Annotated in this window: 22 protein-coding genes, 2 tRNA genes and 1 other annotated feature; of the genes, 17 read left to right on the top strand and 7 right to left on the bottom strand. The window is 54.5% G+C overall.

The window, feature by feature from the left end; all coding sequences use genetic code 11:
- Positions 1-67 precede the first annotated feature (67 nt).
- From LBW89_RS22390 to LBW89_RS22380, 3 genes are all read right to left on the bottom strand, one after another.
- Positions 68-229 carry a FeoB-associated Cys-rich membrane protein gene (locus LBW89_RS22390; protein WP_148450647.1) on the bottom strand — a complete coding sequence of 54 codons (162 nt, stop codon included), beginning with the start codon at positions 227-229 and terminating at the stop codon, positions 68-70.
- Positions 230-290: 61 nt separating this feature from the next.
- Positions 291-2312: a ferrous iron transport protein B gene (feoB, locus tag LBW89_RS22385; RefSeq protein ID WP_148450646.1), complete on the bottom strand. Its 2022-nt coding sequence runs from the start codon at positions 2310-2312 to the stop codon at positions 291-293.
- The gene (locus LBW89_RS22380) at positions 2309-2551 is read right to left on the bottom strand and encodes a FeoA family protein (RefSeq protein ID WP_148450645.1); all 243 of its coding nucleotides are present in this window, start codon (positions 2549-2551) and stop codon (positions 2309-2311) included. Before LBW89_RS22380 ends, feoB begins: the two co-directional genes overlap by 4 nt.
- A gap of 198 nt (positions 2552-2749) precedes the next feature.
- On the opposite strand from LBW89_RS22380, the gene LBW89_RS22375 reads away from it, so the two are divergent.
- The 5 genes from LBW89_RS22375 to LBW89_RS22355 all read left to right on the top strand — a co-directional run bounded on the left by LBW89_RS22375 (position 2750) and on the right by LBW89_RS22355 (position 7794).
- A complete protein-coding gene (locus LBW89_RS22375; RefSeq protein ID WP_148450644.1) occupies positions 2750-3712 on the top strand; it encodes an aldolase catalytic domain-containing protein in 963 nt (320 codons plus the stop codon).
- A 169-nt stretch (positions 3713-3881) separates the two neighbouring features.
- Entirely contained in the window at positions 3882-6008 is a 2127-nt protein-coding gene (locus LBW89_RS22370; protein ID WP_148450643.1) for a putative bifunctional diguanylate cyclase/phosphodiesterase, read from the top strand.
- Positions 6009-6111: 103 nt separating this feature from the next.
- Positions 6112-6188, top strand: a tRNA-Pro gene (locus LBW89_RS22365).
- 18 nt (positions 6189-6206) lie between these two features.
- Positions 6207-6277 (top strand) — tRNA-Gly (locus LBW89_RS22360).
- Between the two features lie 518 nt (positions 6278-6795).
- Entirely contained in the window at positions 6796-7794 is a 999-nt protein-coding gene (locus LBW89_RS22355; protein ID WP_148450642.1) for a YsnF/AvaK domain-containing protein, read from the top strand.
- A 43-nt stretch (positions 7795-7837) separates the two neighbouring features.
- On the opposite strand, the gene LBW89_RS22350 is transcribed toward LBW89_RS22355, so the two are convergent.
- Positions 7838-8047 (bottom strand): YwbE family protein, encoded by a 210-nt coding sequence (locus tag LBW89_RS22350; RefSeq protein WP_148450641.1) that lies wholly within the window; start codon positions 8045-8047, stop codon positions 7838-7840.
- A 149-nt stretch (positions 8048-8196) separates the two neighbouring features.
- Positions 8197-8493: a binding site (T-box leader), on the top strand.
- Positions 8494-8562: 69 nt separating this feature from the next.
- Here LBW89_RS22350 and pheS point away from each other — a divergent pair.
- The 3 genes from pheS to zapA all read left to right on the top strand — a co-directional run bounded on the left by pheS (position 8563) and on the right by zapA (position 13734).
- Positions 8563-9597 carry a phenylalanine--tRNA ligase subunit alpha gene (gene pheS, locus LBW89_RS22345; RefSeq protein WP_148450640.1) on the top strand — a complete coding sequence of 345 codons (1035 nt, stop codon included), beginning with the start codon at positions 8563-8565 and terminating at the stop codon, positions 9595-9597.
- Positions 9598-9624: 27 nt separating this feature from the next.
- Positions 9625-12075: a phenylalanine--tRNA ligase subunit beta gene (gene pheT / locus LBW89_RS22340; protein WP_148450639.1), complete on the top strand. Its 2451-nt coding sequence runs from the start codon at positions 9625-9627 to the stop codon at positions 12073-12075.
- Between the two features lie 111 nt (positions 12076-12186).
- The gene (gene zapA / locus LBW89_RS22335; RefSeq protein ID WP_148450638.1) at positions 12187-13734 is read left to right on the top strand and encodes a cell division protein ZapA; all 1548 of its coding nucleotides are present in this window, start codon (positions 12187-12189) and stop codon (positions 13732-13734) included.
- A gap of 51 nt (positions 13735-13785) precedes the next feature.
- Here zapA and LBW89_RS22330 read toward each other — a convergent pair whose 3' ends face one another.
- Positions 13786-14160 (bottom strand): cytochrome C oxidase subunit II, encoded by a 375-nt coding sequence (locus LBW89_RS22330; protein WP_148450637.1) that lies wholly within the window; start codon positions 14158-14160, stop codon positions 13786-13788.
- A gap of 181 nt (positions 14161-14341) precedes the next feature.
- On the bottom strand, positions 14342-14689 hold the full coding sequence (locus LBW89_RS22325; RefSeq protein WP_148450636.1) for a phage holin family protein: 348 nt from the start codon (positions 14687-14689) through the stop codon (positions 14342-14344).
- A 152-nt stretch (positions 14690-14841) separates the two neighbouring features.
- On the opposite strand from LBW89_RS22325, the gene LBW89_RS22320 reads away from it, so the two are divergent.
- From LBW89_RS22320 to LBW89_RS22305, 4 genes are all read left to right on the top strand, one after another.
- Complete coding sequence (locus LBW89_RS22320; RefSeq protein ID WP_148450635.1) at positions 14842-17205, top strand: endonuclease MutS2; 2364 nt, start codon at positions 14842-14844, stop codon at positions 17203-17205.
- A gap of 16 nt (positions 17206-17221) precedes the next feature.
- A complete protein-coding gene (locus LBW89_RS22315; RefSeq protein ID WP_225040447.1) occupies positions 17222-17638 on the top strand; it encodes a DUF350 domain-containing protein in 417 nt (138 codons plus the stop codon).
- Positions 17639-17780: 142 nt separating this feature from the next.
- A complete protein-coding gene (locus tag LBW89_RS22310; RefSeq protein WP_148450634.1) occupies positions 17781-18308 on the top strand; it encodes a hypothetical protein in 528 nt (175 codons plus the stop codon).
- Positions 18309-18422: 114 nt separating this feature from the next.
- Positions 18423-19625 (top strand): MFS transporter, encoded by a 1203-nt coding sequence (locus tag LBW89_RS22305; RefSeq protein WP_225040446.1) that lies wholly within the window; start codon positions 18423-18425, stop codon positions 19623-19625.
- Between the two features lie 47 nt (positions 19626-19672).
- Here the strand turns inward: LBW89_RS22305 and LBW89_RS22300 are convergent, their stop codons facing one another.
- Positions 19673-20896, bottom strand: coding sequence for an NAD(P)/FAD-dependent oxidoreductase (locus LBW89_RS22300; protein ID WP_225040444.1), 1224 nt, complete (start codon positions 20894-20896; stop codon positions 19673-19675).
- A 198-nt stretch (positions 20897-21094) separates the two neighbouring features.
- Here LBW89_RS22300 and LBW89_RS22295 point away from each other — a divergent pair, with 198 nt between their 5' ends.
- The 5 genes from LBW89_RS22295 (at position 21095) to LBW89_RS22275 (ending at position 24877) form a co-directional block, all read left to right on the top strand.
- The gene (locus tag LBW89_RS22295) at positions 21095-21595 is read left to right on the top strand and encodes an Lrp/AsnC family transcriptional regulator (RefSeq protein ID WP_148450632.1); all 501 of its coding nucleotides are present in this window, start codon (positions 21095-21097) and stop codon (positions 21593-21595) included.
- Between the two features lie 13 nt (positions 21596-21608).
- The gene (locus tag LBW89_RS22290; RefSeq protein WP_148450631.1) at positions 21609-22820 is read left to right on the top strand and encodes an aminotransferase class I/II-fold pyridoxal phosphate-dependent enzyme; all 1212 of its coding nucleotides are present in this window, start codon (positions 21609-21611) and stop codon (positions 22818-22820) included.
- Between the two features lie 127 nt (positions 22821-22947).
- Complete coding sequence (locus LBW89_RS22285) at positions 22948-23217, top strand: aspartyl-phosphate phosphatase Spo0E family protein (protein WP_225040442.1); 270 nt, start codon at positions 22948-22950, stop codon at positions 23215-23217.
- A 125-nt stretch (positions 23218-23342) separates the two neighbouring features.
- Positions 23343-23912 carry a cob(I)yrinic acid a,c-diamide adenosyltransferase gene (locus tag LBW89_RS22280; RefSeq protein WP_148450630.1) on the top strand — a complete coding sequence of 190 codons (570 nt, stop codon included), beginning with the start codon at positions 23343-23345 and terminating at the stop codon, positions 23910-23912.
- A complete protein-coding gene (locus tag LBW89_RS22275) occupies positions 23909-24877 on the top strand; it encodes an RluA family pseudouridine synthase (RefSeq protein WP_225040440.1) in 969 nt (322 codons plus the stop codon). The genes LBW89_RS22280 and LBW89_RS22275 overlap by 4 nt, the downstream gene beginning before the upstream one ends.
- Positions 24878-24891 lie beyond the last annotated feature (14 nt).

Genomic DNA, 24891 nt, shown 5'->3' with positions numbered 1-24891 from the left:
GTTGTCATTACGCTATAGATGCAAAAAGTGCTGGCAGCAAAGGATGACGCCTTTGCTGCCAGCACTTTTACTTTTTGGAACTCGGGGAAGGAGGTTCGGCGCATGCCATCGCGCAGGATTTGTTTTGCGCACAGGAAGCGCAAACGCCCTTCCGGCTTTTGCGGACCCCGCGATACAAAGCGATAGCGGCGAGGACAAACACGGTCCCGGCGATCAATATATCAGCCATATTTGGAAGCTCCCTTCAAGACGAATAGGTTGAGCAAGCTTAGATATACGCGTTATTAAAGCTATAGACCGAGCCATATTCCGCCTTGATAAATGATCAAGGCCACAAGATAGGCGAGAGTCAGGGAATAGACGATCGAAAACAGTGTCCATTTCCACGAGGCCGTTTCTTTGCGGAGAACCCCCACCGTGGCTAGGCAAGGCGTATACAGCAGGACGAACGCCATAAAACTGTACGCCTGGAGCGGCGTGAACGCCCCCGCGATTTGCCCTTGCAGCCCGGCCAGATCAGGCACATGATAGATGATATTCATCGTGGAAACGACGACCTCTTTAGCCATAAACCCGGTGATCAGCGCGGCTCCCGACTGCCAAGTGCCGAAGCCCAGCGGTTCCAGGATCCCGGCGAGCAGCCCCCCGACGGCGGCCAGGTAACTGTCGTCCATATCGCTTGCAATGCCCCCGGGTCCCAGGTAGGTCATCAGCCAAATCAGGACGGAACCGCCGAGAATAAAGGTACCCGCCTTACGCAGAAAGCCTTTGCCTTTTTCCCAAGTACTGCGGAAGAGAGTGACGGCCTGGGGCCATCGGTAAGGGGGAAGCTCCACCATAAAAAAGGACTTCTCTCCGCTGAAGATAAACCTGGAAAACAGTTTGGCCAGAAGAAGCGCGAGTACGATCCCCAGGACATAAAGTGAAAGGACGACTAACGCCTGGGACTTCGCAAAAAAGACTCCGGCAAACAGAGCATAGACGGGCAAACGGGCGGAACAGGACATCAATGGCGTCAGCAGCATCGTCAGCAGCCGTTCTTTCGGTTGTTCCAGACTTCGCGAGGCCATGACGGCCGGCACGTTACAGCCAAAGCCGATAATAAACGGAATGAGCGCTTTGCCGTTCAGCCCGACCATCTCCATCAATTTATCCATCATGATGGTGATGCGGGCCATGTATCCCGAGTCCTCAATAAAAGAAATGATCAGGAACATAATAAAAATCTGGGGAATGAAGACCAGCACACCACCCACGCCCCCGATAACTCCATCGATGATGAGCGCACGGGTGAAGTCCGAAGCCCCCACGGCTCCTAGGACCTGGATCGCCAAGCTGCTGACTGGGCCGGAAATAAAGCCTTCTAATATATCCGACAGCGGATTGCCGAGCCAGTCAAACGTAAGCTGAAAGGTCAGATACATGAGCAACAGGAAAAGCGGGACGCCCCAGACCGGATGCGCCGCAATTTTATCCAACTTTTCCGTCAGCGTGTGCGGTTTGGATTGGCTAAAATCGACCGTTTCCCGGCAAATTTGTTGAATCAGCGTTGTACGAACACTCCGGATATACTCTTGCAGCGAGGAATTATCTGTCCCCGTCAAGGATCTAAGCTGTTGTTCCGTCTGATCCCTGATCTTTGAAACGGTTGAGCGTACCCCGGCTTCAAGAAAGGGAGAGGATTCCATGACCACCGGGTTGTTCTCCAATATTTGAAGCGACAGCCAACGGGGGGATAGAGAAGGGAATAACCCGTTTACTTCCCGGGAAATAAGTTCAATCGCTTTTTCGACGACCTCTCCGTAGTCGACTCGGAATCCGGCGTTATCGCGCGCTTCCGCCCGGGACATGGCCAGCAGCAGTTCTTTGCTCCCGGCTCCGGTGCGGGCGATCAGCGGGACGACCTTCGACTGCAGCCGGGCTGCCAGCCTTGAGGTATCGATCGCCAATCCGCGGGATTCGGCCACATCCATCATATTTAAACCGATGATAACAGGCTTTCCGTACTCAAGCAGTTGAAGCGTCAGATACAAATTCCGCTCCAGCTGCGAGGCGTCGACAATGTTGATCAGCAGGGAGGGGGAATCGGTAAGCAAGAATTCGGAAGCTACGCCTTCATCCCGGGATAAAGGGTGGAGCGAATAAATGCCGGGCAAATCGGTCAGTATGCCGCTCTTGTCCTTAAGCCGGCCGACTTTTTTCTCGACCGTAACACCTGACCAATTGCCGACATATTCATAGGAACTTGTAAGCGTATTGAACAGGGATGTTTTTCCGGTATTCGGATTTCCGACCAGGACCGCATCGCTCATGAGACAGCCACCTCGATATGAACCGCGTCTTTCTTGCGGATCCCCAGGAGCTGACCGCTGCACTCCAGCACAACCGGCCCTCCCCACAGACAGTATTGTTTTACCTGAATCGCTGAACCCACCGAAATGCCCAGATCGGCCAGCCGGCGTTTGAGGACGGGATCCATTTGCCCGAAACGACAGATGGTTCCGGACTCCCCCGGCTTTAAATTCAATAAACAACTACGGCAAAAAGCCATTGGGCGTCACACCTTTCTTGCTCGGATATCGATACTGATAATCAATCTCATTTACACTAGGATTATAATATATCATGCCGTAAAAAAAGCCAACTGTGATAAATATCACTCAAAAATACGAAGCCCATTCTTTACTTTTGCTTTTACCTTCAAGTAAGATGGATATTAATACACGCAAGGGAAAGGGATCGGTAAAAGATGAAGACAAATCATTGTAAAATTGTCGATTGCACGATACGCGATGGAGGATTAGTCAACAACTGGGATTTTAGTGTGGAATTCGTTCAAAAATTGTATGCCGGTCTCAATGAGGCGGGCGTGGATTATATGGAAATCGGATATAAAAATTCGCCGAAGCTTCTGAAAGGGGCAGACCAAGCCGGCCCGTGGCGTTTTTTGGACGATGAGTTCCTGAAGCAAGTGATTCCGCAAAAAGGGAAAACGAAGCTTTCCGCCCTTGTGGATATCGGACGAGTGGATGAAAATGACATCCTGCCGCGTACGGAAAGCCTGCTGGATCTCATTCGGGTTGCCTGCTACGTCAAGGACGTGGATAAGGCGCTTAAGCTGGTGCAATTGTTCCACGATCGGGGATACGAGACAACGTTGAATATTATGGCCCTGTCCAACGTGATGGAGCATGAATTGCTCGAAGCTTTCGAATTAATCAAAGAAAGCGTCGTCGACGTCGTGTACATCGTCGATTCTTACGGCAGTCTTGACTATAAGGATATGGAGCATCTCGTGAACAAGTTTAAGACGCATCTGCCGAATAAACGGCTTGGCGTTCATACCCATAACAACATGCAGTTGGCCTTCAGCAACACGCTTGTCGCCGCTGATCTCGGCGTCGAGCTTCTCGATGCTTCGGTGTACGGCATGGGCCGCGCAGCGGGAAATTGCCCGACGGAACTGCTCGTAACGCATCTGAAAAACACCGATTACAAGCTTCGTCCGGTTCTCGAGGTGCTGGAGGAACTGTTGATCCCGCTCCGTGAGAAGGAGGAATGGGGCTATCTGGTTCCCTACATGATTACCGGTACGCTGGATGAACATCCGCGCTCGGCGATGGCGCTTCGGGCTTCGTCGGATAAAGATAAAGTCGTCGAATTTTATGATAAATTGACGACTCCGGAAGTCAGCTTCGAGAAGAAATCATAAACCGCTTTCCCTTAAACCCGGCCTGCCAAGCCGGGGTTTTTTCTATGCCGACACGCGGTCACCGTTTTTATTTATTTCATGCGGAGGCAAGCAGGAAAAGGTCGTTTTTTGTTGAATTGTACTAGTGTCACAGCTTCAAAGATACTTACCTCCGGGGGTTGAACACACAATGGGAATCAGAACAGAGGAGAGGGTAACCGTTATCCAAGGAGTGCTCGGTCTGGGGGTCATGCTGGCGGCTTTTATAACGTCCGCGGGAATTCCGGTGAAGCCGTCCTCCATTGAAGCGTTGAGAACGGTGCAATTGTTATCGGGTCTGATCTGCGGTGCGATATCCTTCGCGATCTTCACCCAAGGCTGGATCATGTTTACCGAGAAGCTATCCAGACAGCGGTTGTATTCGGCGGTGCTTTTCTTTCTATTGGGAGCCCTCGATGTGCTGTATACCGCGGGGATCGGACAAATTCGGCTGTTCGGCCTGGAAACCGGACCGGGCTTGACCGCGGCCCTTTTGATGATCGCCAATGCGGTGTGCCCGATCGGAATGCTGTTTATTTTCTCGGTTCCCGACCGGCAAATTTCGGGCAAACATAAGTTCATCGTACTGCTGGGAACCGCGCTGGTTAGCGCGGCCGGAATTGTATTGCTTTATACATATCAGAAATACCTGCCCGTTTCATGGTTGGAATCGCATCTTCAGGTCCCGGGAAGAATCGCGATATGCATCGCTGTCTTGGGTCTTCACGCGGCCGCAATCACCTCGATCCTTTACCGATATCGTCATGAGCGGCCGCCGGCGGCCATGATGGTCAACCGGGCTTTGATGTTTATGATGATGGGATTTCCGCTGTTGATGTTAGCCGATCCGGCCGAGGTTGGTTACATGCATGCCGTCGGGAGCGTTTATCTTGCCATTTCCTATTATTTCGTTTTAAAAGGGGTCTATCATCTGACGATCGACGAGCCGTTTCGCGTACAGCAGGCGGTGGAAGCGCGCATGGAATATATGGCTTATCATGACGATTTGACGGGCCTGCCGAATCTTCGCCGGTTAAAACAGATGCTGGCTGCGTTGATCGATTCCGATAATAAACACGAACCCGTTCGGGCCGGAGTCGCCGTGATCAACATCAATCGCTTCAAGGCCATTAACGATTCCTTGGGCTACAGCGCCGGAGACCAGCTCCTGAGAGAACTGGGCGACCGCCTGAAGGGACTGCTTCTTTCCGGAGAGGAAGTATTCCGGATGGGGGAAGACGAGTTTGCGGTTCTTTTTTCAGTGCCGGACGGGGTGTCCGGGTTTGAAAAGAGAGCGGAGCAGATGCTGGAATCGGTTAATCCCTCGGTCCGGATCGATGATACGGAATTTCACATCTCGCTCAGCATGGGGTTGTCGCTGTATCCCGAAGACGGCCAATCCGTCGACCAACTGATTCAATACGCCGATATGGCGGTGCATCATGCGAAGGAGCATGATCTCGTCTTTATCCGCTATACCGAGACGATGAAGAAGCGGACCCAATCGAAAGTCGAACTGGAGAATGATATGCGTAAGGCCTTGCTTCGGGGCGAGTTTTTTCTGGAGTATCAGCCTCAATTCAGCTTGAAAACGGGAAAGATGGTCGGGATGGAGGCGCTGGTCCGCTGGAATCACCCCAAACGCGGGCTGATTTCGCCTGGCGAGTTTATCCCGCTGGCCGAGGAATCGGGCCTGATCGTCCCGCTAGGGGAATGGGTGCTGCGAACCGCTTGCCGCGACACGAGAAACTGGCAAATCCAGGGGTATGAGCCGGTGTGCGTATCGGTGAACCTGTCGATGCGCCAATTCCGGCAGTATAATTTGGCCGACAAGGTGGATGCGATTTTGCGGGAAGTCGGGCTGGAGGCCGATTATTTGGAACTGGAAGTGACCGAGAGCATGACCTTCGATATCGAGACGGCGTTAAGCCAACTTCAGAGCCTGAAGCGCCTGGGAGTACATATCAGTATCGATGATTTCGGCACGGGATATAGTTCGCTCAATTATTTGAAAAATTTGCCGATCGACCGGCTTAAGATCGACCGGTCCTTTGTCAAGGAAGTCATGCTCGACGGCAATGATGCGGCGATCGTTTCCACGATCACTACGATGGCTCATCACCTTAAGCTGAAGGTGACGGCGGAAGGCGTCGAAAATGAAGAACAGCTGAACTTTTTGCGGGAGCAAAACTGCCATGAGGGTCAGGGATATCTCTTCAGTCGCCCGGTGCCCGCTGCCGTCCTGGAAAGCCAGTTCCTTAGCCGGTTGGCCGGCTAAGGAACTGGCTTTCGGCTTCCATTTCAAAAAACACTTGCAACCTTTTTTACAAAGTGTTAATATATATTTTGTCTTCGCGAGCGGGTTTACCGTGACGAAGCTTCGGGACGTAGCTCAGCTTGGTAGAGCACCTGGTTTGGGACCAGGGGGTCGCATGTTCGAATCGTGTCGTCCCGACCATTAAAGACTTGTTCATATGCGGGTGTAGTTCAATGGTAGAACTCCAGCCTTCCAAGCTGGTAGCGTGGGTTCGATTCCCATCACCCGCTTAGTTATAAGCAAACAAAAACCCTTGCGCAGCAAGGGTTTTTGTTGTTAGTGGCTTTAGCCAGTTGAGCACGCGAAGCGTGCGAAACAAAAAACACCTGCTATGCGGGTGGTGTAGTGATGCTTGCAGCAAAAAACCTGATGGGGGCGTTAGCATAGGAGTGTTCAAGCTTAGAGTGCTTCCAAACTCCCAACTCCAAAAAGATGCAAATCTGGAGGTATTCTATATGATCAAGGTTGCTGAAGGGGGACTAGTAATAAATAAGCGCACCCATTCAGGGGCAGGCAAAAGCGGCAACGGCATAGTAGCTTGGGTTATTTTACGTGTATGAGGCAGAGCTTGGGGCAAGTTTGATTCGTTTTGGATAAGGCCTCGTCAGTATAAAATTACACGCGTCAATAAACGAATGCGCATCATTTACACGTATACAAAATGTTTGTTGAAAAGTTTTGGAAGTTTGAACATCCGGCCAGCGGTTAATTATGTTCTGAACTCAATCTACATCAGGAGGTAATCGACATGGCCAAAAACAAAATTGTCGGCGTTTTTGCATCCGAACGAGATGCGTCGGAAGCGATTATGGACTTGCGGGGATTGGGGTACAAACCGGAAGAGATTTCGGTCATCGGAAAAAATAAAGAGGATATCCGGGATATTCATGAAGAAACGGGAACAAAAGCGCCCGAAGGAATCGCGGCCGGTGCGGCGACGGGCGGCTTGCTGGGCGGTGTCGCGGGGCTTCTCGCAGGTCTCGGCGCGTTGGCCATTCCCGGCATCGGCCCGATCGTGGCGGCCGGTCCGATCGCCGCGACCTTAACCGGCGCGGCCGTCGGTGCGGGTACCGGCGGATTGGTCGGCGGCCTGGTGGGACTCGGTATTCCGGAAGAAGAAGCCGAGGAATACGATGCTTTTGTAAAACACGGCAGAATTTTGGTTATGGTTGATGCGGACGAGCTTCAGGAGACGCGGGTTTACGGTATTTTCCGCAACCATCATTCCTTGAACGCCCATCATTACCGGGATGCCCAAACAACGGAAACCCGCGAACCCGCGGGTACCTTCTACCAGGAGATCGCCACGCTCGAACGGACTCCGGAGCCGCTTACGGAGGACGCTAGGGAGGAACGGCGCATGCCGCTTCGCGAGGAGCAGCTCGACATTTCCAAGCGCCGCGAGCCTGCGGGCGAAGTGAATTTACGCAAGGAAGTGGTGGAGGAGCAGCAAACGATCGACGTTCCCGTGAGCCGGGAGGAGGTCGTGGTCGAGAAAAAGGTGGTTCCCGAAACAGCGGGCGAAGCGATGGGGGAAGGGCCGATCGGGACCGGCGAGACCATCCGCATTCCGGTTTCGGAGGAACGTGTGGAAGTTACGAAGCGGCCGGTGGTCACCGGTGAGGTTGAGGTTCATAAGCGTGAAGTCCAGGACACGGAACAGGTGCGGGATACTTTGAGACGGGAGGAAGCCCGTTTGGACCGCACCGGGAATCCGCGAGTGACCGGGGATTCGGATCTGGACTAATAAATAGAAAGACGGACGGCCATCAAGGCCGTCCGTTTGCCTTTTAAACGATGGCGTCGCCGGATATAATCTGCTTTACCCGCCCCACCTGACCGTCCTGAAGCCGCACCTTGATTCCGTGAGGGTGACTCTGGGAATTGGTCAAAATATCCTTAACGATGCCGCGTGTCAGCCGGCCTGTCGGCTGGTCCTTTTTCAGAACGATGTCCACGGTGATCCCAGGTGTAATATTTTTGCGTAAGTTACCGTTCATAGCTATCATAGCTCCTTAGATGATTAGAGTTAACCTTCTGGAAGTATACACTCCAGTTTACGATACCATAGGTGGGACCGAAATCCAAAGCGGGGGCATCGGCTTGCCATAAGCGTTAACTTTGCATATAATAGCAGATAAGTCAAAAAGCAAATGCGATGATGGAGAAGAGTAGGCAGAAGCCTCCTTACAGGGAGGAGACGTCGTGGATTGAGAACGTCTCTACGGAAACAGGCTGCCGAAGTTCGCTCCGGAGCAGTTCCTTGAACCGCGCGGAAGCTTGAAGCAGCTTCTATGGCGTGCACTAGAGGATACCGGCCGCGACCCGTTACGTCGATGAAAGTGAGAGTCGATATTCCTCCGGTTACCGCCCGTTTAACGGCGGGAATCATGCGGCGGGAACGAAACTCTAACAAGGGTGGTACCACGGTCTTTTCGTCCCTTTTCGGGAGAAAAGGCTTTTTTGTTTTTCCGTGATGAATCCATCATTCATACAGCTTAAGGAGGATTTGCCGATGAAAGAACGATTGGAAGCACTCAAGCTTGAGGCGCTGGAGGAACTCGGCCGGACGGCCGATGCGGGACAGCTGAATGACCTGCGCGTCAAATATTTGGGCAAAAAAGGGGCGCTGACCGAAATTTTGCGCGGAATGGGCGCGCTTAGTGCCGAGGAACGCCCGGTGATCGGACAGGTCGCCAATGAGGTGCGCGGAGCGATTGAATCGCTGATCGATACGAAGCAGCAGGAATTCCAACGCCAGGAAACCGAACGCCGGCTCGCCGCCGAAAAGGTGGATGTAACGTTGCCCGGACGACCGATGAAACAGGGGGCGGTACATCCGCTGAACCAGGTGATTCAAGAAATTGAGGATATTTTTATCGGAATGGGTTACCGGATCGCGGAAGGACCCGAAGTGGAGACCGATTATTACAACTTTGAGGCGCTGAATTTGCCGAGAAACCATCCGGCCCGGGATATGCAGGATTCCTTTTACCTGACGGAAGAACTGCTGATGCGTACGCAGACCTCTCCGGTGCAAGCCCGCACCATGGAAGCGATGCAAGGCGAAGTGCCGATTAAGGTGATCTGTCCCGGACGCGTTTTCCGCCGCGATGATGACGATGCCACGCACTCCTTCCAGTTCCATCAAATCGAAGGCCTGGTCGTAGGCAAAAGAATCCGGATGAGCGACTTGAAGGGCACGCTTCTGGAATTCACCCGCAAAATGTTCGGCCCCAATACGCAAATTCGTCTGCGTCCGAGCTTCTTCCCTTTCACCGAGCCTAGCGTGGAGGTGGACGTCACTTGCGTGAAATGCGCCGGCAGCGGCTGCAGAGTCTGCAAAAACTCCGGCTGGCTGGAGATTTTGGGCAGCGGTATGGTGCATCCCCGCGTACTGGAGATGGGCGGCTACGATCCGGAAATCTACAGCGGCTTTGCGTTCGGCATGGGCGTCGAGCGGATCGCGATGCTGAAATACGGGGTTGACGACATCCGTCATTTTTATAACAATGATCTGCGCTTCCTGCAGCAGTTCGCCAGAATCTAGCCTCAAGAAGAAGGAAGGAGAACGAATATGAAAGTTTCCGCCGAATGGTTGTCGCAATATGTATCATTGGATCAGGTCGATGTGCTGGAATTGGCTGAGAAAATCACCCGTTCCGGGATCGAGATCGACTCGGTCGAGAACCGCAATAACGGAGTCACCCAGGTCGTGGTCGGCTTTGTCAAGAGCAAGGAAAAGCATCCCGATGCGGATAAGCTGAACGTTTGTCTTGTGGATGCCGGAACGGGCGAGGAACTGCAGATCGTCTGCGGTGCAAAAAACGTGGCGGCCGGTCAAAAGGTGCCCGTTGCCCTGGTGGGCGCGAAGCTTCCCGGCGGCCTGGAGATCAAAAAGGCCAAGCTGCGGGGCGTCGCTTCCATGGGGATGATATGCTCGGCCAAGGAGCTCGGCCTCAATGAAAAGCTGTTGCCGAAGGAGCAGCAGGAAGGCATTCTGGTGCTGCCCGAAGACAGCGAAGTGGGGACGCCGATTACGAAACTGCTGCAGTTGGACGACCAGGTCCTCGACTTCGATTTGACGCCGAACCGTTCCGACTGTCTCAGCATGATCGGCGCGGCTTATGAAGTCGCAGCGATCCTGGGCCGGGAAATCCGGCTTCCCGAACCGGAAAAAGAGCTGGTGGAAACCGCCGAGCCGGCCAGCGGCAAAGTTTCCGTTAGGAACGCTTCCCCTGACCTGTGCAGCCGGTATGCGGTGCGTTATATCTCCAACGTGACGATCGGGGCTTCCCCGCTGTGGATGCAAAACCGGCTGATGGCCGCGGGAATCCGCCCCATCAACAACATCGTCGACATCACGAATTATGTGATGCTGGAATACGGCCAGCCGCTGCACGCCTTCGACGCCGACCGGATTGCCGGAGGGGCCATCGGGGTTCGCACCGCAAAGGCGGGGGAAACCTTGGTGACCCTGGACGGCCAGGAGCGCAAACTTGAGCCGGGAGCCCTGCTGATTGTGGACGGGGAGGACCGTCCGGTCGGGCTCGCGGGCGTCATGGGCGGACTCGATTCCGAAGTGACGGAGAATACGCGGAATATCATCCTGGAATCCGCAAAATTCGACGGGGCGGTTGTGCGGAAGACTTCGCGCCAATTGGGGCTGCGATCCGAAGCTTCGCAGCGCTTTGAGAAGGAAGTGGATCCGGCTCGGGTTCTTCCGGCTCTCCATCGTGCGGCTTCACTGATGGCCCGCTTGGCCGGCGGCCATGTGCTGCAAGGCGTGGTGCAGTCCGTCGTTTCCGAGGAGCAGGAGCGGGTAATCGCCCTTTCCCTGGACAAATTGAACGAATATTTGGGAACGGAAATTTCGACGCTTGAAACGAAGGCGATATTGAGCCGATTGAATTTCGATTTCGCCGAAACGTCGGACCAGGTATTGGAAGTTCGCGTACCAACGCGCCGCGGCGATATTACCCGCGATGTCGACCTGATCGAAGAAGTGGCCCGTTTGTACGGCTACGATCATATTCCGACCACGGCGATTGAGGGACCGACGACGGCGGGCGGCTATACGAAGCCGCAGGCGCTACGTCGCGCGCTGCGCGGTACGCTGGTGCACGGCGGATGGCAGGAAACGATGGGGTACTCTTTTATCCGGGAAGGCGCCTCCCGCAAATTCCCCGAGCTTGGCGAAGGCGGCTTCGAGGTCAAGTTGGCCATGCCGATGAGTGAGGACCGCAGCGTACTGCGGAGCAGTCTGCTGCCGGGATTGCTCGATATGGCGCAGTATAACCGGAACCGCAAGCAGGAGGATCTGGCTTTGTTCGAGATCGGGACCGTTTTCCAGGGCACGGATCCTTCCATGACCGCCCAGCCTCGCGAATTATCCGTGCTCGGGCTGCTGCTGGCCGGCTCCCGCGGTGAAAAACGCTGGAATACCCCGGCCGAGAAGGTCGACTTCTATGATTTGAAGGGCGCGTTGGAAAGCCTGTTTGAATACCTGGGCCTCAACGAACAAGTCTCCTATGCGGCGGATCAGCCGCAGGGCTTCCATCCCGGACGGTCCGCTTCCATTTACCTGAACGGTTCCGGAGGCAACCGGAAGATCGGCACCCTCGGACAGCTTCACCCGGAAGTGCAGTTGGAGATGGATCTGGATGACACCTATGTGGCCGAACTTCTCCTGGAACCGCTGTACGAACAGGCGGGTGAGACGGTTTCCTACCGGGATCTGCCGCGCTTCCCGGCTATGCAGCGGGATATCGCTGTCGTGGTGGATGCCGGGATCGAAGCGGCCTCGCTGATGTCCGCGATTCGCGCGACGGGCGGATCGCTGCTTGAATCCGTCGAGGTTTTCGATGTGTTTACCGGCAGCAAGCTGGGCGAAGGCAAGAAGAGCGTGGCGTTGTCCCTGACTTACCGCGACATGGATCGGACGCTGACCGATGAAGAGGTCGCCGAGGTTCACGGTAAAGTTGTGGAGACGCTGGAGCAAACTTTTGGAGCCGAATTGCGAAAATAGCAGGAATTAAACAGAGTCACATCGAATCATTCCTTATGCAAATATTCGATGTGACTTTTGTTCAAATACAGACATCTGAGATGAAACCCCGACCGAAGGAGGCACTTGGCTGTGAATAACCCTGACCGTATTAGTGTAAATGTGGAAATATACGGCACTTCATATAAAATCGTCGGGAGTAATGCGGAATACACCAAGCAGGTAGCCCGGCGCGTCGACGAGCAGATGCGTTCCATCGCCAAGATGTATTCCCATCTCGATACCCCGCGGCTGGCGGTGCTCGCCGCCGTCCGTATGGCGGAAGAAGCGGTGCGAGCGGAGCAGCTCCAGGACGAACTGGACCGGACATTGCGTGAGAAGGCAAGCCTCGCCCAGGAAATTTCCGTGATGCAGGCGCTCCAGACGAAGCAGGAACATGATTATAAAGAATTGCAGGAGCAGCATCACCAGTTAAAAAGCGATAAGAAACAGCTTGAGGACAAGGCTAGCCGAGCCGAAGCCGGTTTGAAGGAACGCGACGAGGAAATCCGAAAGGCCACGGCCCGGATTCAGGAACTGGAGCGCCAGTTGGCCGAGCAGCGCGGGAGCAACGGGCAGCTTCAAGCGAAGCTGCGCACGGTGGAGCAGGATGCCCGCAAGGCGAAGGAAGAACGGGAGCAGTTGCAGCAGCAGCTCAAGGCGTCCGCGCAGCGGGAAGAGGCCGCCAAAACGGCGGAACAACGGGCGAAAGAGCACGGTATGAAGCTGGAGCAGCAGCTTAAGCTCGCGCATCAGTCGATTCAGGCGGCCGACGCGGAAGCCAAAAAGCATACCCGTTCGCTCCAGGAGGCCCAGGAACGCGAGAACAAGCTTCGCACGGAGCTGACGGCGGCCGTACAGAACGAGAGTTCCTGGCATAAACTGGCGGAGAAGCGAAACGATGAGCTAAGCCGGCTGGAGATCACTCTTTTGGAGGCGGAAGAGCGGACGAATTCGCTGGAGGAACAGCTTCGGACCGTAACCGGGGAACTGGAGGCGGCGAAAGAGCAGAGATTGTCCGAACAGGAGAAATCCGCGCAGCTGGAAGAGGATTTGCAATCTTTGAAGGCCAAGCTTTCGCAGGTTGAAGGCGAACGCCAATCCGCCAAGAAGGCGGCCGAACTGGCCGGCGAGGACAAGCGGCAGCTGGAAGAGGAGAGCAAGCGTCTGCGTTTGCGGCTTGAGGAAAGCGAGCGGGAAATGCAGGAATATGTTGCGCTCGCGGAGGAATTGGAGGAGTCCCGTAAAGCGGCCGAACGGCGCGAAAACGAATGGAGAGAGCAGCTTGCGGCCGCGCAGGGAGAATTGGCGTCCTGGCGGGAAACCGAGGCCGAATTGCAGCGTCAACTGGCGGAATGGCAGCAGGAATGCGCCGCCGGAGGCGAGCGGACGTTGACCCTCTCCGCGGAATACGGCGAGCTTGAGAAACAGAAGGAAGAGATCGCCGCACAGTTGCAGGAGATTACGGACAGTTACGAAATTATCTCCCATGAATATCGCTTGCTTCAGGCCGAGCGCGAAGTGGAACGCGAGAAGGTGCAGCAGCGGGAAGAGGAATACCGCCGCCTGAAAGACGACTACGCCAAGCTGCAGAACGAGTACAACGAATGGATCGAACTGATTGAGCAGGACCAAAATTAGGACAGGTAATGGCAGAGCCCCCGGCTGAAAACGCCGGGGGCTCTGTTTCTGCTATTCCACGATGATTTTGGAGATCATCGAGCCGTGTCCGCTACCGCACATGATAGAACAGGCTACTTCAAACTCTCCCGTTTCCTTCGGGATAATGACGGCTGAATCTTTCTTGCCATCCAGGTGGAGCTTGAGGCCCGGGACAAGAATGCCGTGATTGCCCTCCACATTTTTAAACGTGATTTTGACGGGAACATCTTTCTTAAGGCGATACTCCGCTTGATCAAACTTGTAGTTGGATGCTTCGATCACCAATTCGGCTTCCGGCTTTACATCGCTTGCCGCGCTGCTGTTTCCGGAACCGCTGCCTCCGCCGCAAGCAGCCAACAGGAGAATAAGTACAGAAGAAATTAAAACGGCAACTGTTTTTTTCACGCTAATCCCTCTCTGTATGACGTTTTTTTGACAATATCAAGAATTATTATAGCGTAGATAGACAGGAGGGAGTCGAACAAGATTTGAAGGAATCGTGAATTCGAACACGGGGAAACAGAACAAATCCGTCCGGGGAAGGGGACGGATTTGATTCGTTGGTCTCTATCGGGTTTGACTACTATTATTTTCCGGCGTCAAACGGCGTGGATACCGGAATGAACAGGTCGATGATCCCGATCACCAGCGCGGCCAGCAATGCTCCGATCATCGATACGGAGACGCCGGAGACGATAAACTGGGCCAACCATATCACCAAGGCGCTGGTGATAAAGCCGACGATGCCTCTTCCGAACGGAGTGACCCTTTTACCGAAGATTCCCTCGATCGCCCAGCCCAATAAAGCGATGACGAGCGCAAGGAGCAGGGCGCTGCCGAATCCGCCGATGCTGAATTGCGGAACGATCCAGCCGACAACAAGCAGAACGAGGGCCGAGACGATAAAGCGGACGACATGTCCCAAAAAATTCATGGCACTTGGCCTCCTTCTTCAAAATAACGTGTGATAATCCTCAATTATCTTGTTCCGGTCGGGACATTTTTATGTACGACGCCGGGGAAATGGCGAAAAATGGCCTCATTCGCTATAATGGGATCATAGCCCGAGGGGAGTAGTGAACGTTCTTGGACGAGAAAATTTTAAAAACAATGGAATATCCAAAAATTATAGAGCAATTGGTGAAGTATACGCAGACTCCAATGGGCAGGGAAACGGCGGAGGAATTGTCGCCCGTGACCGGCCTGGAGGATGTAAAGCGGTTGCTGCAGGCCACGGAGGAAGCCTTTACCGTCGACCGGCTCAAAGGTTATCCGGCCTTCGGCGGCATCGTGGATATCGTTCCCGCGGCGAAGCGGGCGCGAATCGGCGGAACGCTGAATCCCCATGAATTGCTCGGCATTGCCACCACGTTGGAAGGGTCTCGCCGAATCAAGCGCTTTTTGGCCAATATGCATGAGGAGCATCCGATTCCGCTTTTGTTTACGCTCAGCGATTCGCTGAGCGAGCAGAAGCCGCTGGAGGAAGCGATCAAACGCTGCATTGACGAAAGCGCGGAAGTGGTGGACTCGGCCAGTGCCGAACTCGCGCAAATCCGCCGCGAATTACGCGGCGGGGAGGTGCGGATCCGCGAGAAATTGGACGCGATGATCCGTTCCTCGAGCGTCGCCAAAATGCTCCAGGATCAATTGATTACCATCCGGGGCGACCGGTTTGTCATTCCGGTCAAGGCGGAATACCGGTCCCATTTCGGCGGGATCGTCCATGACCAGTCGGGCTCCGGAGCGACCTTGTTCATCGAGCCCGAATCGATCGTGGCAATGAACAACAAGCTGCGCGAAACCCGGCTGCGCGAAGAACGCGAGATCGAGGTGATCCTGCAGAAGTTGACCGCCCAGGTCGGAGAGCAGGCCGAACTGCTGCTTTATGACATCGATGTGCTGGCGCAGCTTGATTTTATTTTCGCGAAGGCCCGTCTGGCGCGCGGGATGAAAGCGGTCCTCCCGCGTATGAACGACCGCGGCTTTATGAAGCTGCGGCGGGGAAGGCATCCGCTGATTCCGGCGGAGCAGGTCGTGCCGATCGATGTGGAACTCGGCAACCAGTATTCGACCATCATCGTCACCGGTCCGAACACGGGCGGGAAGACGGTTACATTGAAGACAATCGGCCTGCTCAGCCTGATGGCGATGTCCGGGCTGTTCGTTCCCGCGGAGGAAGGAAGCCAGCTCTGCGTCTTCGATGCGATTTATGCCGACATCGGAGATGAGCAGAGTATCGAGCAGAATTTGAGTACCTTCTCCAGCCACATGACCAACATCATCTCCATTCTGAGCAAAATGACGCCGAAGAGCCTGGTGCTGCTGGATGAAGTCGGCGCGGGCACCGACCCGGCGGAAGGCTCCGCTTTGGCGATCGCCATCCTGGAGCATATCCATGCGTTGGGCTGCCGGATGGTGGCGACGACGCATTACAGTGAGCTGAAGGCCTATGCTTACGAGCGCAAAGGGGTCATCAACGCAAGTATGGAATTCGATGTCAACACGCTGAGTCCGACCTACCGGTTACTGGTCGGAGTTCCGGGTCGAAGCAACGCGTTTGCGATCGCCGAGCGGCTGGGGCTTCCCGGCAGCATTCTGGATTACGCCCGCGGCGAGATCAAGGAAGAGGACCAGCGGGTGGAGCATATGATCGCTTCGCTCGAAGAGAACCGAAACGTGGCCGAGCAGGAGCGGGAATCGGCGGAGAAGCTGCGCAAGGAGCTGGAAGCTCTGAGAAGCCGCCATGCTGCGGAGCTGGAGAAGCTGGAGCAGCAGAAGGACCGCAGGCTGGAAAAAGCCGAGGAAGAAGCTCGGGCGATCGTGGCCAGGGCGCGAAGCGAGGCCGAGAAGATCATCGACGAGCTGCGCAGGCTGGCGATGGAGGAAGGCGCCTCCGTGAAGGAGCATAAACTGATCGCCGCCCGGAAGCAGCTGGACGAGGCCGAACCTCAGCAGCGCAAAAAGGCGGCCGGGCGCAAAGCGGCCAAAGCGCCCCGGCAAATCGAGCCCGGCGATGAAGTTATGGTCTACAGCCTGAACCAAAAAGGGCATGTCGTCGAGCTGGCCGGCACCAAAGAAGCGCTCGTCCAGCTCGGCATTATGAAAATGAAGGTAGCGATCGATGATCTGGAACTGATCGGTTCGCCCGCACCGGCCAAACAGGCGCAGCGCACGGTTGCCAACGTGAAGCGGACGCGGGACGACCAGGTCCGCAGCGAGCTCGATTTGCGCGGATCCAATCTGGAGGAAGCGCTCATTGAAGTCGACCGGTTTATCGATGAAGCGTATTTGGCCAATCTGGGCCAGATCTACATCATTCACGGCAAGGGCACGGGGATTCTGCGCACCGGTATTTCGGATTACCTCCGGAAGCACAAGCATATCAAGAGCTACCGACTTGGAAATTACGGGGAAGGCGGAACCGGTGTGACGGTAGCCGAGCTGAAGTAAACGGGAGGGAAGCGATTTGAAGGAAACCATTGATCCGCTTCTGGAACAGCCGATCGGCCTAATGGCCGGGTATTTTTCGGTAGCGATAGTTGAATTGATCGTATTTCTTTCCTGCTTTGAACTCGTCACAAGGTACCGATGCTGGCATGAAATCAAGCGGGGGAATATGGCGGCTTCACTCGCCACGGGCGGCAAAATTTTCGGGCTTTGCAATATTTTGCAGTATGCGACCGCCCGTCCTACGATTTACGATTTCATGTCGTGGTCCTTTGTTGGAGCCTTTCTCTTGTTTCTGGCGTATGTCATGTTTGAATTTTTAACCCCGGTTTTCCATATCGACAAGGAAATCGCCGCCGGAAATACCGCCGTGGGATTCATTGCGATGGCCGTCTCGGTATCGGTATCCTTTGTGATAGGAGTATGTATAGCATAGGAGGAGAACGGCATGTTGAAGAACCTGGTCAGGGTTTTGTTCGTGGCGGCGATGCTGTTTCTGGCTGCCGGTGTCATTTTTTTGTGGAACGCTTAAAAAAAAACGCTTCGATATTTGGTGTAAAAGAAAGGAGGGGCCGTTCATGGAAACGACGATTTGCCCCTGGTGTCAAACCGAAATCGTGTGGGATGAGGAGCTTGGCCCGGAGGAAGAGTGCCCTTACTGTCATAATGAGTTGAAGGGCTACCGCACGCTTAATATCTCCCTCGGCTCCGCCGAGGAGCTGGAGGAGGAGGTAGAAGCGGACGAGGAGGCGGATACCGATCTCTGGGAAGAGGACGAAGAGAGCCATTTGAACGCGATCCGCCGGCTGGAGTCTTTCGCCGCTGCGGGCGGCGATCTGCTGGCCTATGAATCCGGCGTGGAGAAAATACTGGACGGGCAGGATGAAATTCCGGAGTGCCCGCATTGCCGGGAGTACATGATGTTCGCCGGAACCCAGCCGCTAGGGGCTGACTTTGAACCGGCCGGGCAGGAGGCGGTTGAGCAGCCGCTTGTGGCGGGTACGGCCAAACTCAACGTGTTCGTATGCTCCGCCTGCTTCCATGTGAGCAAATTTTTGTCGGAGGACGACAGAAACGCCTTGATTCGGACGGTGAGTGGCCAATAGAGGACGGCCCAAGGACCTTTTCGCGCATTTCCGGCGAAAAGGTCCTTTTTTGTGTTGGTTCCCTCCCTTTTGGGCATCTTACAGGATACACCTTAACGCTGGAGGAGCACACGCATGAAACGTTCGCTTAACGGCCAATCCCGGCTGCTCTTAGCCGTCAACGGGCTTTTCGTCCTGGCTGGAGCGTTATCGGGAACCTTCCTGAACGTCTATCTTTGGAAGGCCAGACAAGATTTCGCGATGATCGGCTGGTTCACGTTCAGCCAGCAGCTCGCGCTCGGACTGACGTTTTGGATCGCCGGCAAATGGGTGAAAGAGCGGGACAAAATGATTTCGCTCCGGCTCGGCATCGTCGTCTCCGGCCTGTTTTATTTGCTTGTCCTTTGGGCCGGTCCGCATACGGTCAACTACATCTGGCCGCTGGGTTTTCTGTTCGGAATCGGTTCAGGTCTGTTTTGGCTCGCCTTCAATGTCGTTTATTTTGAGGTCACCGATATGGAGACCCGAGATTTATTCAACGGTTGGATCGGCATTTTAGGTTCGGTGATCGGAATTTTGGGTCCATGGGCATCCGGGGGCCTGATTTCCATGTTAAAAGGGGATGTGGGCTATCGGGTCATCTTTACCCTTTCGCTCGTCGTCTACGGGATTGGAATCCTGCTTAGCTTTCGTCTGAAAAAAAGAAAACGGGGCGGCACCTACCGCTGGCTGGACCCCTTTCGCCATTTTCAAAAAAACAGTCCCTGGCGGCAAGCCGTGCCGGCCTCGGCGGCACATGGCCTGCGGGAGGGGGTATTTTCCTTCCTGGTCACTTTGCTGGTCTATATCAGCACCTCCGCGGAATGGAAAGTCGGGCAATTTTCGTTTGTGACTTCCTTGGTCTCCCTGGTCAGCTTCTGGGCGGTTGGAAAATGGTTGAAAATCAGTCACCGTTATTACGGAATGCTGATCGGCGCCTTATTGATAACGGGGGTGATCGGCCCGCTGCTTTGGAAAGTCAACTATTTTACGCTCATGTTGTTCGGGATCGGCACTTCTCTGTTTATGCCGCTGTATTTGCTGCCGGTAACCTCCTCGGTATTCGATTTGATCGGCAAAAACAAGGACAGCGTGGAACATCGGGTGGAACTGGTCGTTTTGCGCGAGCTGAGCATCATGGCCGGCCGGATTGCGGGCACCTTGCTGTTTATCGTTGTTTTCGGGCTGGCCCCCCGTATGACGACCGTCACTTGGCTGATGCTCGGGCTGGGAGCGACGCCCATCCTCAGTTGGATCGCGATCCGCAAATTGATTCGAGAACCGGTCGATGCGGCGTAAAGCAGCTCCTGCCGCTTGTAGCCGGGCTGCACGCTGCGCCGTAAGGGCTATGGTGGAGAAGGCTTGGTGCTTCGTGACAGCGAAAACCAGGCCATATCGGGCCGCGGCTTGCCTGTCAGAGCATCGGCGATCATCCGCGCGGCCATCATAGCGCAAACCGTTCCGTTGCCGCCGTAATTTTCGAGGAAATAGCAATTCGGGTAATCCGGGTGGGTTCCGATATAGGGGAAACCGTCCCGGGTATCGCCAAAGACGGCCCCCCAAGCGTAGGCGGCTTTGAGGCGTTTGGTCCAGGGAAAAAGAGCGTGGATCCGCTCCAAAAGCTTGCCGCTTTGATGAAACTCCCTTCCTTCCTGAAGGGTTCCGCCTTTCAACGGTTCGTCCAGCCCGCCGGCAATAATTCTCCCGTCGGACGTAGTCCTTAAATACAGGTAGGGCCTGGCCGTTTCCCAGATCATGGCTCGTTCATACCAGTCGCCGAGATGATTCGCAGGCTCGGTAACGACCGCATAAGTGGCGACCAGTGAAGCGCCGGGCTCTTTATGGATCATTTGCGTTTCATATCCCGTGGCGAAAATTACATGCCGCGCCCGGATCGTCATTTGACCGGTACGGCAAAGGACCCCGTCCTCTTTAAAATTCCATCCCGTTATGGGAGATTCCTCGAAAATTCGAACGCCGTTCGCCTCCGCCCGGCTTACCAAACTGTGCGTCAGAGCGAATGGATGAATCTCCGCGTCCCCCTGCGTGTAAATGGCGGCGGGCCTGCGGAACGGGAAACGTGCGGCCAAGTCCGCTTCCTCCCACCACTCCACCGAAAACCCGTGCTGTGTCAACGTTTCGTATTCCCGGCGGAGCAAGGCGACCTCCTCTTCCAGGCTGGCCAGGTACAGGCTGCTGCGTTCCTGAAGAGGAAACCCGGGAGCCAGTTCGCGACAGATTTCTTTCAGATCGACCAAGGCTTCCCGGCATAGCCGGTAAAAATGAACGGCCGCTTGTTCGCCGAACGTTTGAATGAGCGAGGTCAGTGTTTTGTCGTTGGCATATTGCAGGATACCGGTGTTCGCCAGCGTGCTGCCCGAGGCGATCCGTTTTTTTTCGACAAGAATGGAGCGAACTCCCCGATTCCCCAGAAGATAAGCGCACAGCGCGCCGCTGATTCCCCCGCCGATAATCAGGCAGTCGCAGGACAGGTTGCGGGTTACCGCCGGATATCGGGGGATTCGCTCCATATTCCGATGCCAATAGAAATGGCCCGTATGTAATTGCATTCGTGGTTCCTCCTCGATTTTGCCTTTCTCCATAAATTCACCGCGATAAGGAAAAATTAACCGGGCTGGAAATCTTCCATGCGACGGACGTTTTTCTTTGCAGGATGCCCAATTTCATGTAATATAAGTATTAAATTTAGATTCCGAGGGCACGAATTTAGGATAGACGGTCATCGGAACAGCGCTGGAGGATGAGGCATGAAACAATTGAGCGAATTGAAGCTGAAAGTGCTGGATCTTCTGAAAGAGGACGCCCGCCGGGATCCGAAACTGCTGGCAACCCTGCTCGGTGTAACCTCCGAAGAGGTTACGGCAGCCATCGCGGAACTGGAAGAGGATCATGTCATTGTAAAATACGCGACCGTCATCAATTCCAGTAAATTGGATGATGAGAAAGTGACGGCGCTGATCGAGGTACAGATTACACCCGAGCGGGGCCGGGGCTTTGAAGCGATTGCGGAACGGGTCTATCTTTTCCCGCAGGTCAAGTCCGTGTATCTCATGTCCGGTGCCTATGACCTGTTGGTCGAAGTCGAGGGACGCAATTTGAAAGAGGTGGCCAGCTTTGTTTCCGACAAGCTGTCTCCGCTGGAATCCGTACTTTCCACAAAAACGCACTTTATTCTTAAAAAATATAAGCAGGACGGCATCATTTTCGAAGACCCTGAAGAAGACCGCCGCCTGATGATCTCTCCGTAAAGGAAGTAATAGTATGAGTGTACAATCACAAGGACAGGCAGAAACGGCCGGCAAATCCATGACATCCTACCTGGCGCCGCGGGTAAGGGAAATTCAGCCTTCGGGCATCCGGCGTTTTTTCGATCTCGCCAGCGGCAATAAGGATATCATTACGCTGGGCGTAGGCGAGCCCGATTTTATCACCCCGTGGCATGTGAGAGAGGCGTGCGTCTACTCCTTGGAACGGGGGTTCACCAGCTATACCAGCAACGCGGGAACTCCTGAACTCCGCGAAGCGATCGCCGAATATTTGTATAACAGCTATTCCGTGAAATATGATCCGAAAGATGAAATTTTGGTAACGGTGGGGGCCAGCGAGGCGATCGATCTCGCTCTTCGCGCTTTAATCGTACCCGGGGACGAGATTCTGGTCCCGGTTCCTTGTTATATCTCCTATTCGCCGATCACCCAGGTCGGAGGCGGGGTTTCCGTGGAAATCGAAACCTTTGCCGAGGACAATTTCAAGCTGAGAGCGGAACAGCTTAAAGCCAAGATTACGCCGAAATCGAAAGTGCTGATCTTGAACTACCCGAGCAATCCGACCGGCGGAATCATGAGTTATGAAGATTGGCTGCCGATTGCCAAGATCGTCGAAGAGAACGACCTGATCGTGATTTCCGATGAAATTTATTCGGAATTGACCTATGGAGAGAAGCATGTCAGCTTCGCCTCCATTCCGGGAATGAAGGACCGGACGATCCTGGTGAACGGCTTCTCCAAAGCCTTTGCCATGACCGGCTGGCGCATGGGTTACGCTTGCGGACACCCCGATCTGATTTACGCCATGTTGAAAATCCACCAATACACCGTCATGTGCGCCCCAGTCATGGGGCAGGTGGCCGCGTTGGAGGCATTGAAAAACGGGCTGCAGGAGAAGGACCATATGGTCGAATCCTATAACCAGCGGAGAAGATTGATCGTGCAGGGGCTTCGGGATATCGGTCTGACCTGCCATGAGCCGCAGGGGGCGTTTTATGCGTTCCCGAGCATCGCATCGACGGGTTTGAGCTCGGATGAATTTGCGACGAAGCTGTTGTTGGAAGCGAAGGTGGCGGCCGTTCCGGGGAATGTGTTCGGTGCGGGAGGCGAAGGCTTCCTCCGCTGCTCGTACGCGACTTCCGTATCGCAGATCAGTGAAGCGCTGCATCGCATGGGCGAGTTTATTCACAAACTGAAACAAGGCTGAGTCGTAGCGAACCTGCCGGAGAAATGGGGCTAATTAACATTTCTTTCATTTTTTAATTGATCCCTGTCCAATTGGCATGGTATAATTTCTTTTTGGAAGAGGTTTAATTTCTCAGGGAGGGATACATTTGGGTTGTGGTGAATACAATATACCCCTTGAAATGGCCGGGATTGTGATCGCTGGAGGCAATCAATCGAACCAATGGATAGACGAAGTCGATCGCAAGGCTTCACCACAAGCAATTTCCTTGGAGGATGAAATCCATTTGCTGCGGAGTAAAATGGAGATGCTTTTTCAGCAGGAGAACTCGTTCACTTCGGATATCGTAATTGAAATCAGCAGCTTGCTGGATTTGAAGATCAATGAGTTTATGAAGATCCGCCGGGAGGGCAGATAGCCGTTTGCAGGCTGGCCGCGAACCGGAACATAGTGATATCCAAATCATACTAAAGAAGATCCTTCAAGGATCTTCTTTTTTAAATTTGTGGTATATTGGAACATAGGAAAAAGGGGGCTATCCATATGGCGATTTACACAAGAACCGGGGATCAGGGGCAAACCTCGGTGATCGGCGGACGGGTTGACAAGGACGATATCCAGGTTGAGGCCTATGGCACGATCGACGAATTGAACAGCTTTGTCGGCTTGGCGGGGAGCTATGCCGATGACACGTTATTTGCCGACTTGAAGCAAGATTTGGAGCAGATTCAGCAGGAATTGTTCGATTGCGGATCCGACCTTGCCTATGCCAAGCTCGGTGAGCGTCCTTATAAGGTCGGAGCCGATTTGGCGGAGCGGCTGGAGTCCTGGATCGATCGTTATCAAGCGGAGAATCCTCCGCTCGAGAAGTTTATTCTGCCGGGCGGGACGGCTTTATCCTCCGCGCTGCACGTATGCAGAACGGTCTGCCGCCGGGCCGAACGGCAAGCGGTGTCGTTGAGCAAGAAAATGGATGTGAACTGGGAAGCGATTAAGTATCTGAACCGCCTCTCGGACTTTTTCTTTGCGGCCGCCCGGACCGCCAATGCCCGCCAGCAGACCCCGGATGTGGAATACGTACGCAGTGCGAAGGTGTTCGGCAGAAAATCATGAGCGCTTACTATAAACCGATTACGTACACCGTGACCGAAAAGGAAGACGGCTGGCTGCTTAAAACCGTCCTGCAGCGGAAGCTCGGCGTTTCCCGCAAGCTGTTGTCGCGCATCAAACTGACGGAGCGCGGCGTCATGCTCAATGGAGAACGGGTTTATATCAGCGTCCCGGTCAAAGCCGGCGATCTGGTCGCCATCTCCCTGGAGCAGGAGGTGTCGGACGATATTTTGCCGCAGCCGATTCCGTTTGACATCGTATTTGAGGATGATGCGCTTCTGATCGTCAACAAGGCGCCCGGCGTGATCGTTCATCCGACCCACGGCCATTATACGGATACGCTGGCGAACGGAGTGGTGTACTATTGGCGGGAAAAAGGGGAGAAGGTCCGCTTTCGCCCCGTTCATCGGCTGGACCAGGAGACCAGCGGACTGGTGGCGATCGCGAAAAACGCCTATATCCATCAGCATATTTCCGAACAGCTCATCGCGGGAAAGGTGACCAAAAAGTATACGGCATTCGTTTACGGATGCCCGCGGCCGGACGAAGGGGTGATCGACGGTCCGATCGATCGGGATCCACAGGAGCCGCATCGCCGTATCGTGACTCCGGCCGGGTATCCGGCGGTGACCTTTTACAAGGTCTCCGAATGCTACGCGCTGGGCGCTATGGTGGACCTTCGCCTTGGCACGGGCAGGACGCATCAGATCCGCGTCCATATGACCTCGATCGGTCATCCCTTGATCGGGGACAAGATGTATACGGGAACCGGCGGCAGGGGCCAACTCCCTGTTGTTCAACCGCCCGGGGATTCCGGGCCGTTCGACGGCGTTATTCAACGTCAGGCCCTTCACGCTTCCGAACTGGGGTTTCGCCATCCCCTTACGGGGGAGGAGCTGCTTTTTCGCGTGCCCCTGCCCGAGGATATGGAGAACTTGCGGCGAAAGCTGCAGGATTTAGATAGTTAAGCAAGCAGGAGGAA

It is taken from the genome of Paenibacillus sp. alder61, assembly GCF_020179875.1.
Lineage (GTDB): Bacteria > Bacillota > Bacilli > Paenibacillales > Paenibacillaceae > Fontibacillus > Fontibacillus faecis.
Note: the sequence above shows the minus strand (reverse complement) of the source record. Positions and strands in the feature narration are given on the sequence as shown.

Bases quoted from the DNA above. Each gene is read 5' to 3' on its own strand.
- LBW89_RS22280 (WP_148450630.1), top strand. From the start codon at position 23,343: ATGGCGATTTACACAAGAACCGGGGATCAGGGGCAAACCTCGGTGATC.
- LBW89_RS22290 (WP_148450631.1), top strand. From the start codon at position 21,609: ATGAGTGTACAATCACAAGGACAGGCAGAAACGGCCGGCAAATCCATG.
- LBW89_RS22375 (WP_148450644.1), top strand. From the start codon at position 2,750: ATGAAGACAAATCATTGTAAAATTGTCGATTGCACGATACGCGATGGA.
- pheS (WP_148450640.1), top strand. From the start codon at position 8,563: ATGAAAGAACGATTGGAAGCACTCAAGCTTGAGGCGCTGGAGGAACTC.
- LBW89_RS22380 (WP_148450645.1), bottom strand. From the start codon at position 2,551: ATGGCTTTTTGCCGTAGTTGTTTATTGAATTTAAAGCCGGGGGAGTCC.
- LBW89_RS22295 (WP_148450632.1), top strand. From the start codon at position 21,095: ATGAAACAATTGAGCGAATTGAAGCTGAAAGTGCTGGATCTTCTGAAA.
- LBW89_RS22305 (WP_225040446.1), top strand. From the start codon at position 18,423: ATGAAACGTTCGCTTAACGGCCAATCCCGGCTGCTCTTAGCCGTCAAC.
- LBW89_RS22350 (WP_148450641.1), bottom strand. From the start codon at position 8,047: ATGAACGGTAACTTACGCAAAAATATTACACCTGGGATCACCGTGGAC.
- LBW89_RS22370 (WP_148450643.1), top strand. From the start codon at position 3,882: ATGGGAATCAGAACAGAGGAGAGGGTAACCGTTATCCAAGGAGTGCTC.
- LBW89_RS22390 (WP_148450647.1), bottom strand. From the start codon at position 229: ATGGCTGATATATTGATCGCCGGGACCGTGTTTGTCCTCGCCGCTATC.
- LBW89_RS22355 (WP_148450642.1), top strand. From the start codon at position 6,796: ATGGCCAAAAACAAAATTGTCGGCGTTTTTGCATCCGAACGAGATGCG.
- pheT (WP_148450639.1), top strand. From the start codon at position 9,625: ATGAAAGTTTCCGCCGAATGGTTGTCGCAATATGTATCATTGGATCAG.
- LBW89_RS22325 (WP_148450636.1), bottom strand. From the start codon at position 14,689: ATGAATTTTTTGGGACATGTCGTCCGCTTTATCGTCTCGGCCCTCGTT.
- LBW89_RS22275 (WP_225040440.1), top strand. From the start codon at position 23,909: ATGAGCGCTTACTATAAACCGATTACGTACACCGTGACCGAAAAGGAA.
- feoB (WP_148450646.1), bottom strand. From the start codon at position 2,312: ATGAGCGATGCGGTCCTGGTCGGAAATCCGAATACCGGAAAAACATCC.
- LBW89_RS22310 (WP_148450634.1), top strand. From the start codon at position 17,781: ATGGAAACGACGATTTGCCCCTGGTGTCAAACCGAAATCGTGTGGGAT.
- LBW89_RS22300 (WP_225040444.1), bottom strand. From the start codon at position 20,896: ATGCAATTACATACGGGCCATTTCTATTGGCATCGGAATATGGAGCGA.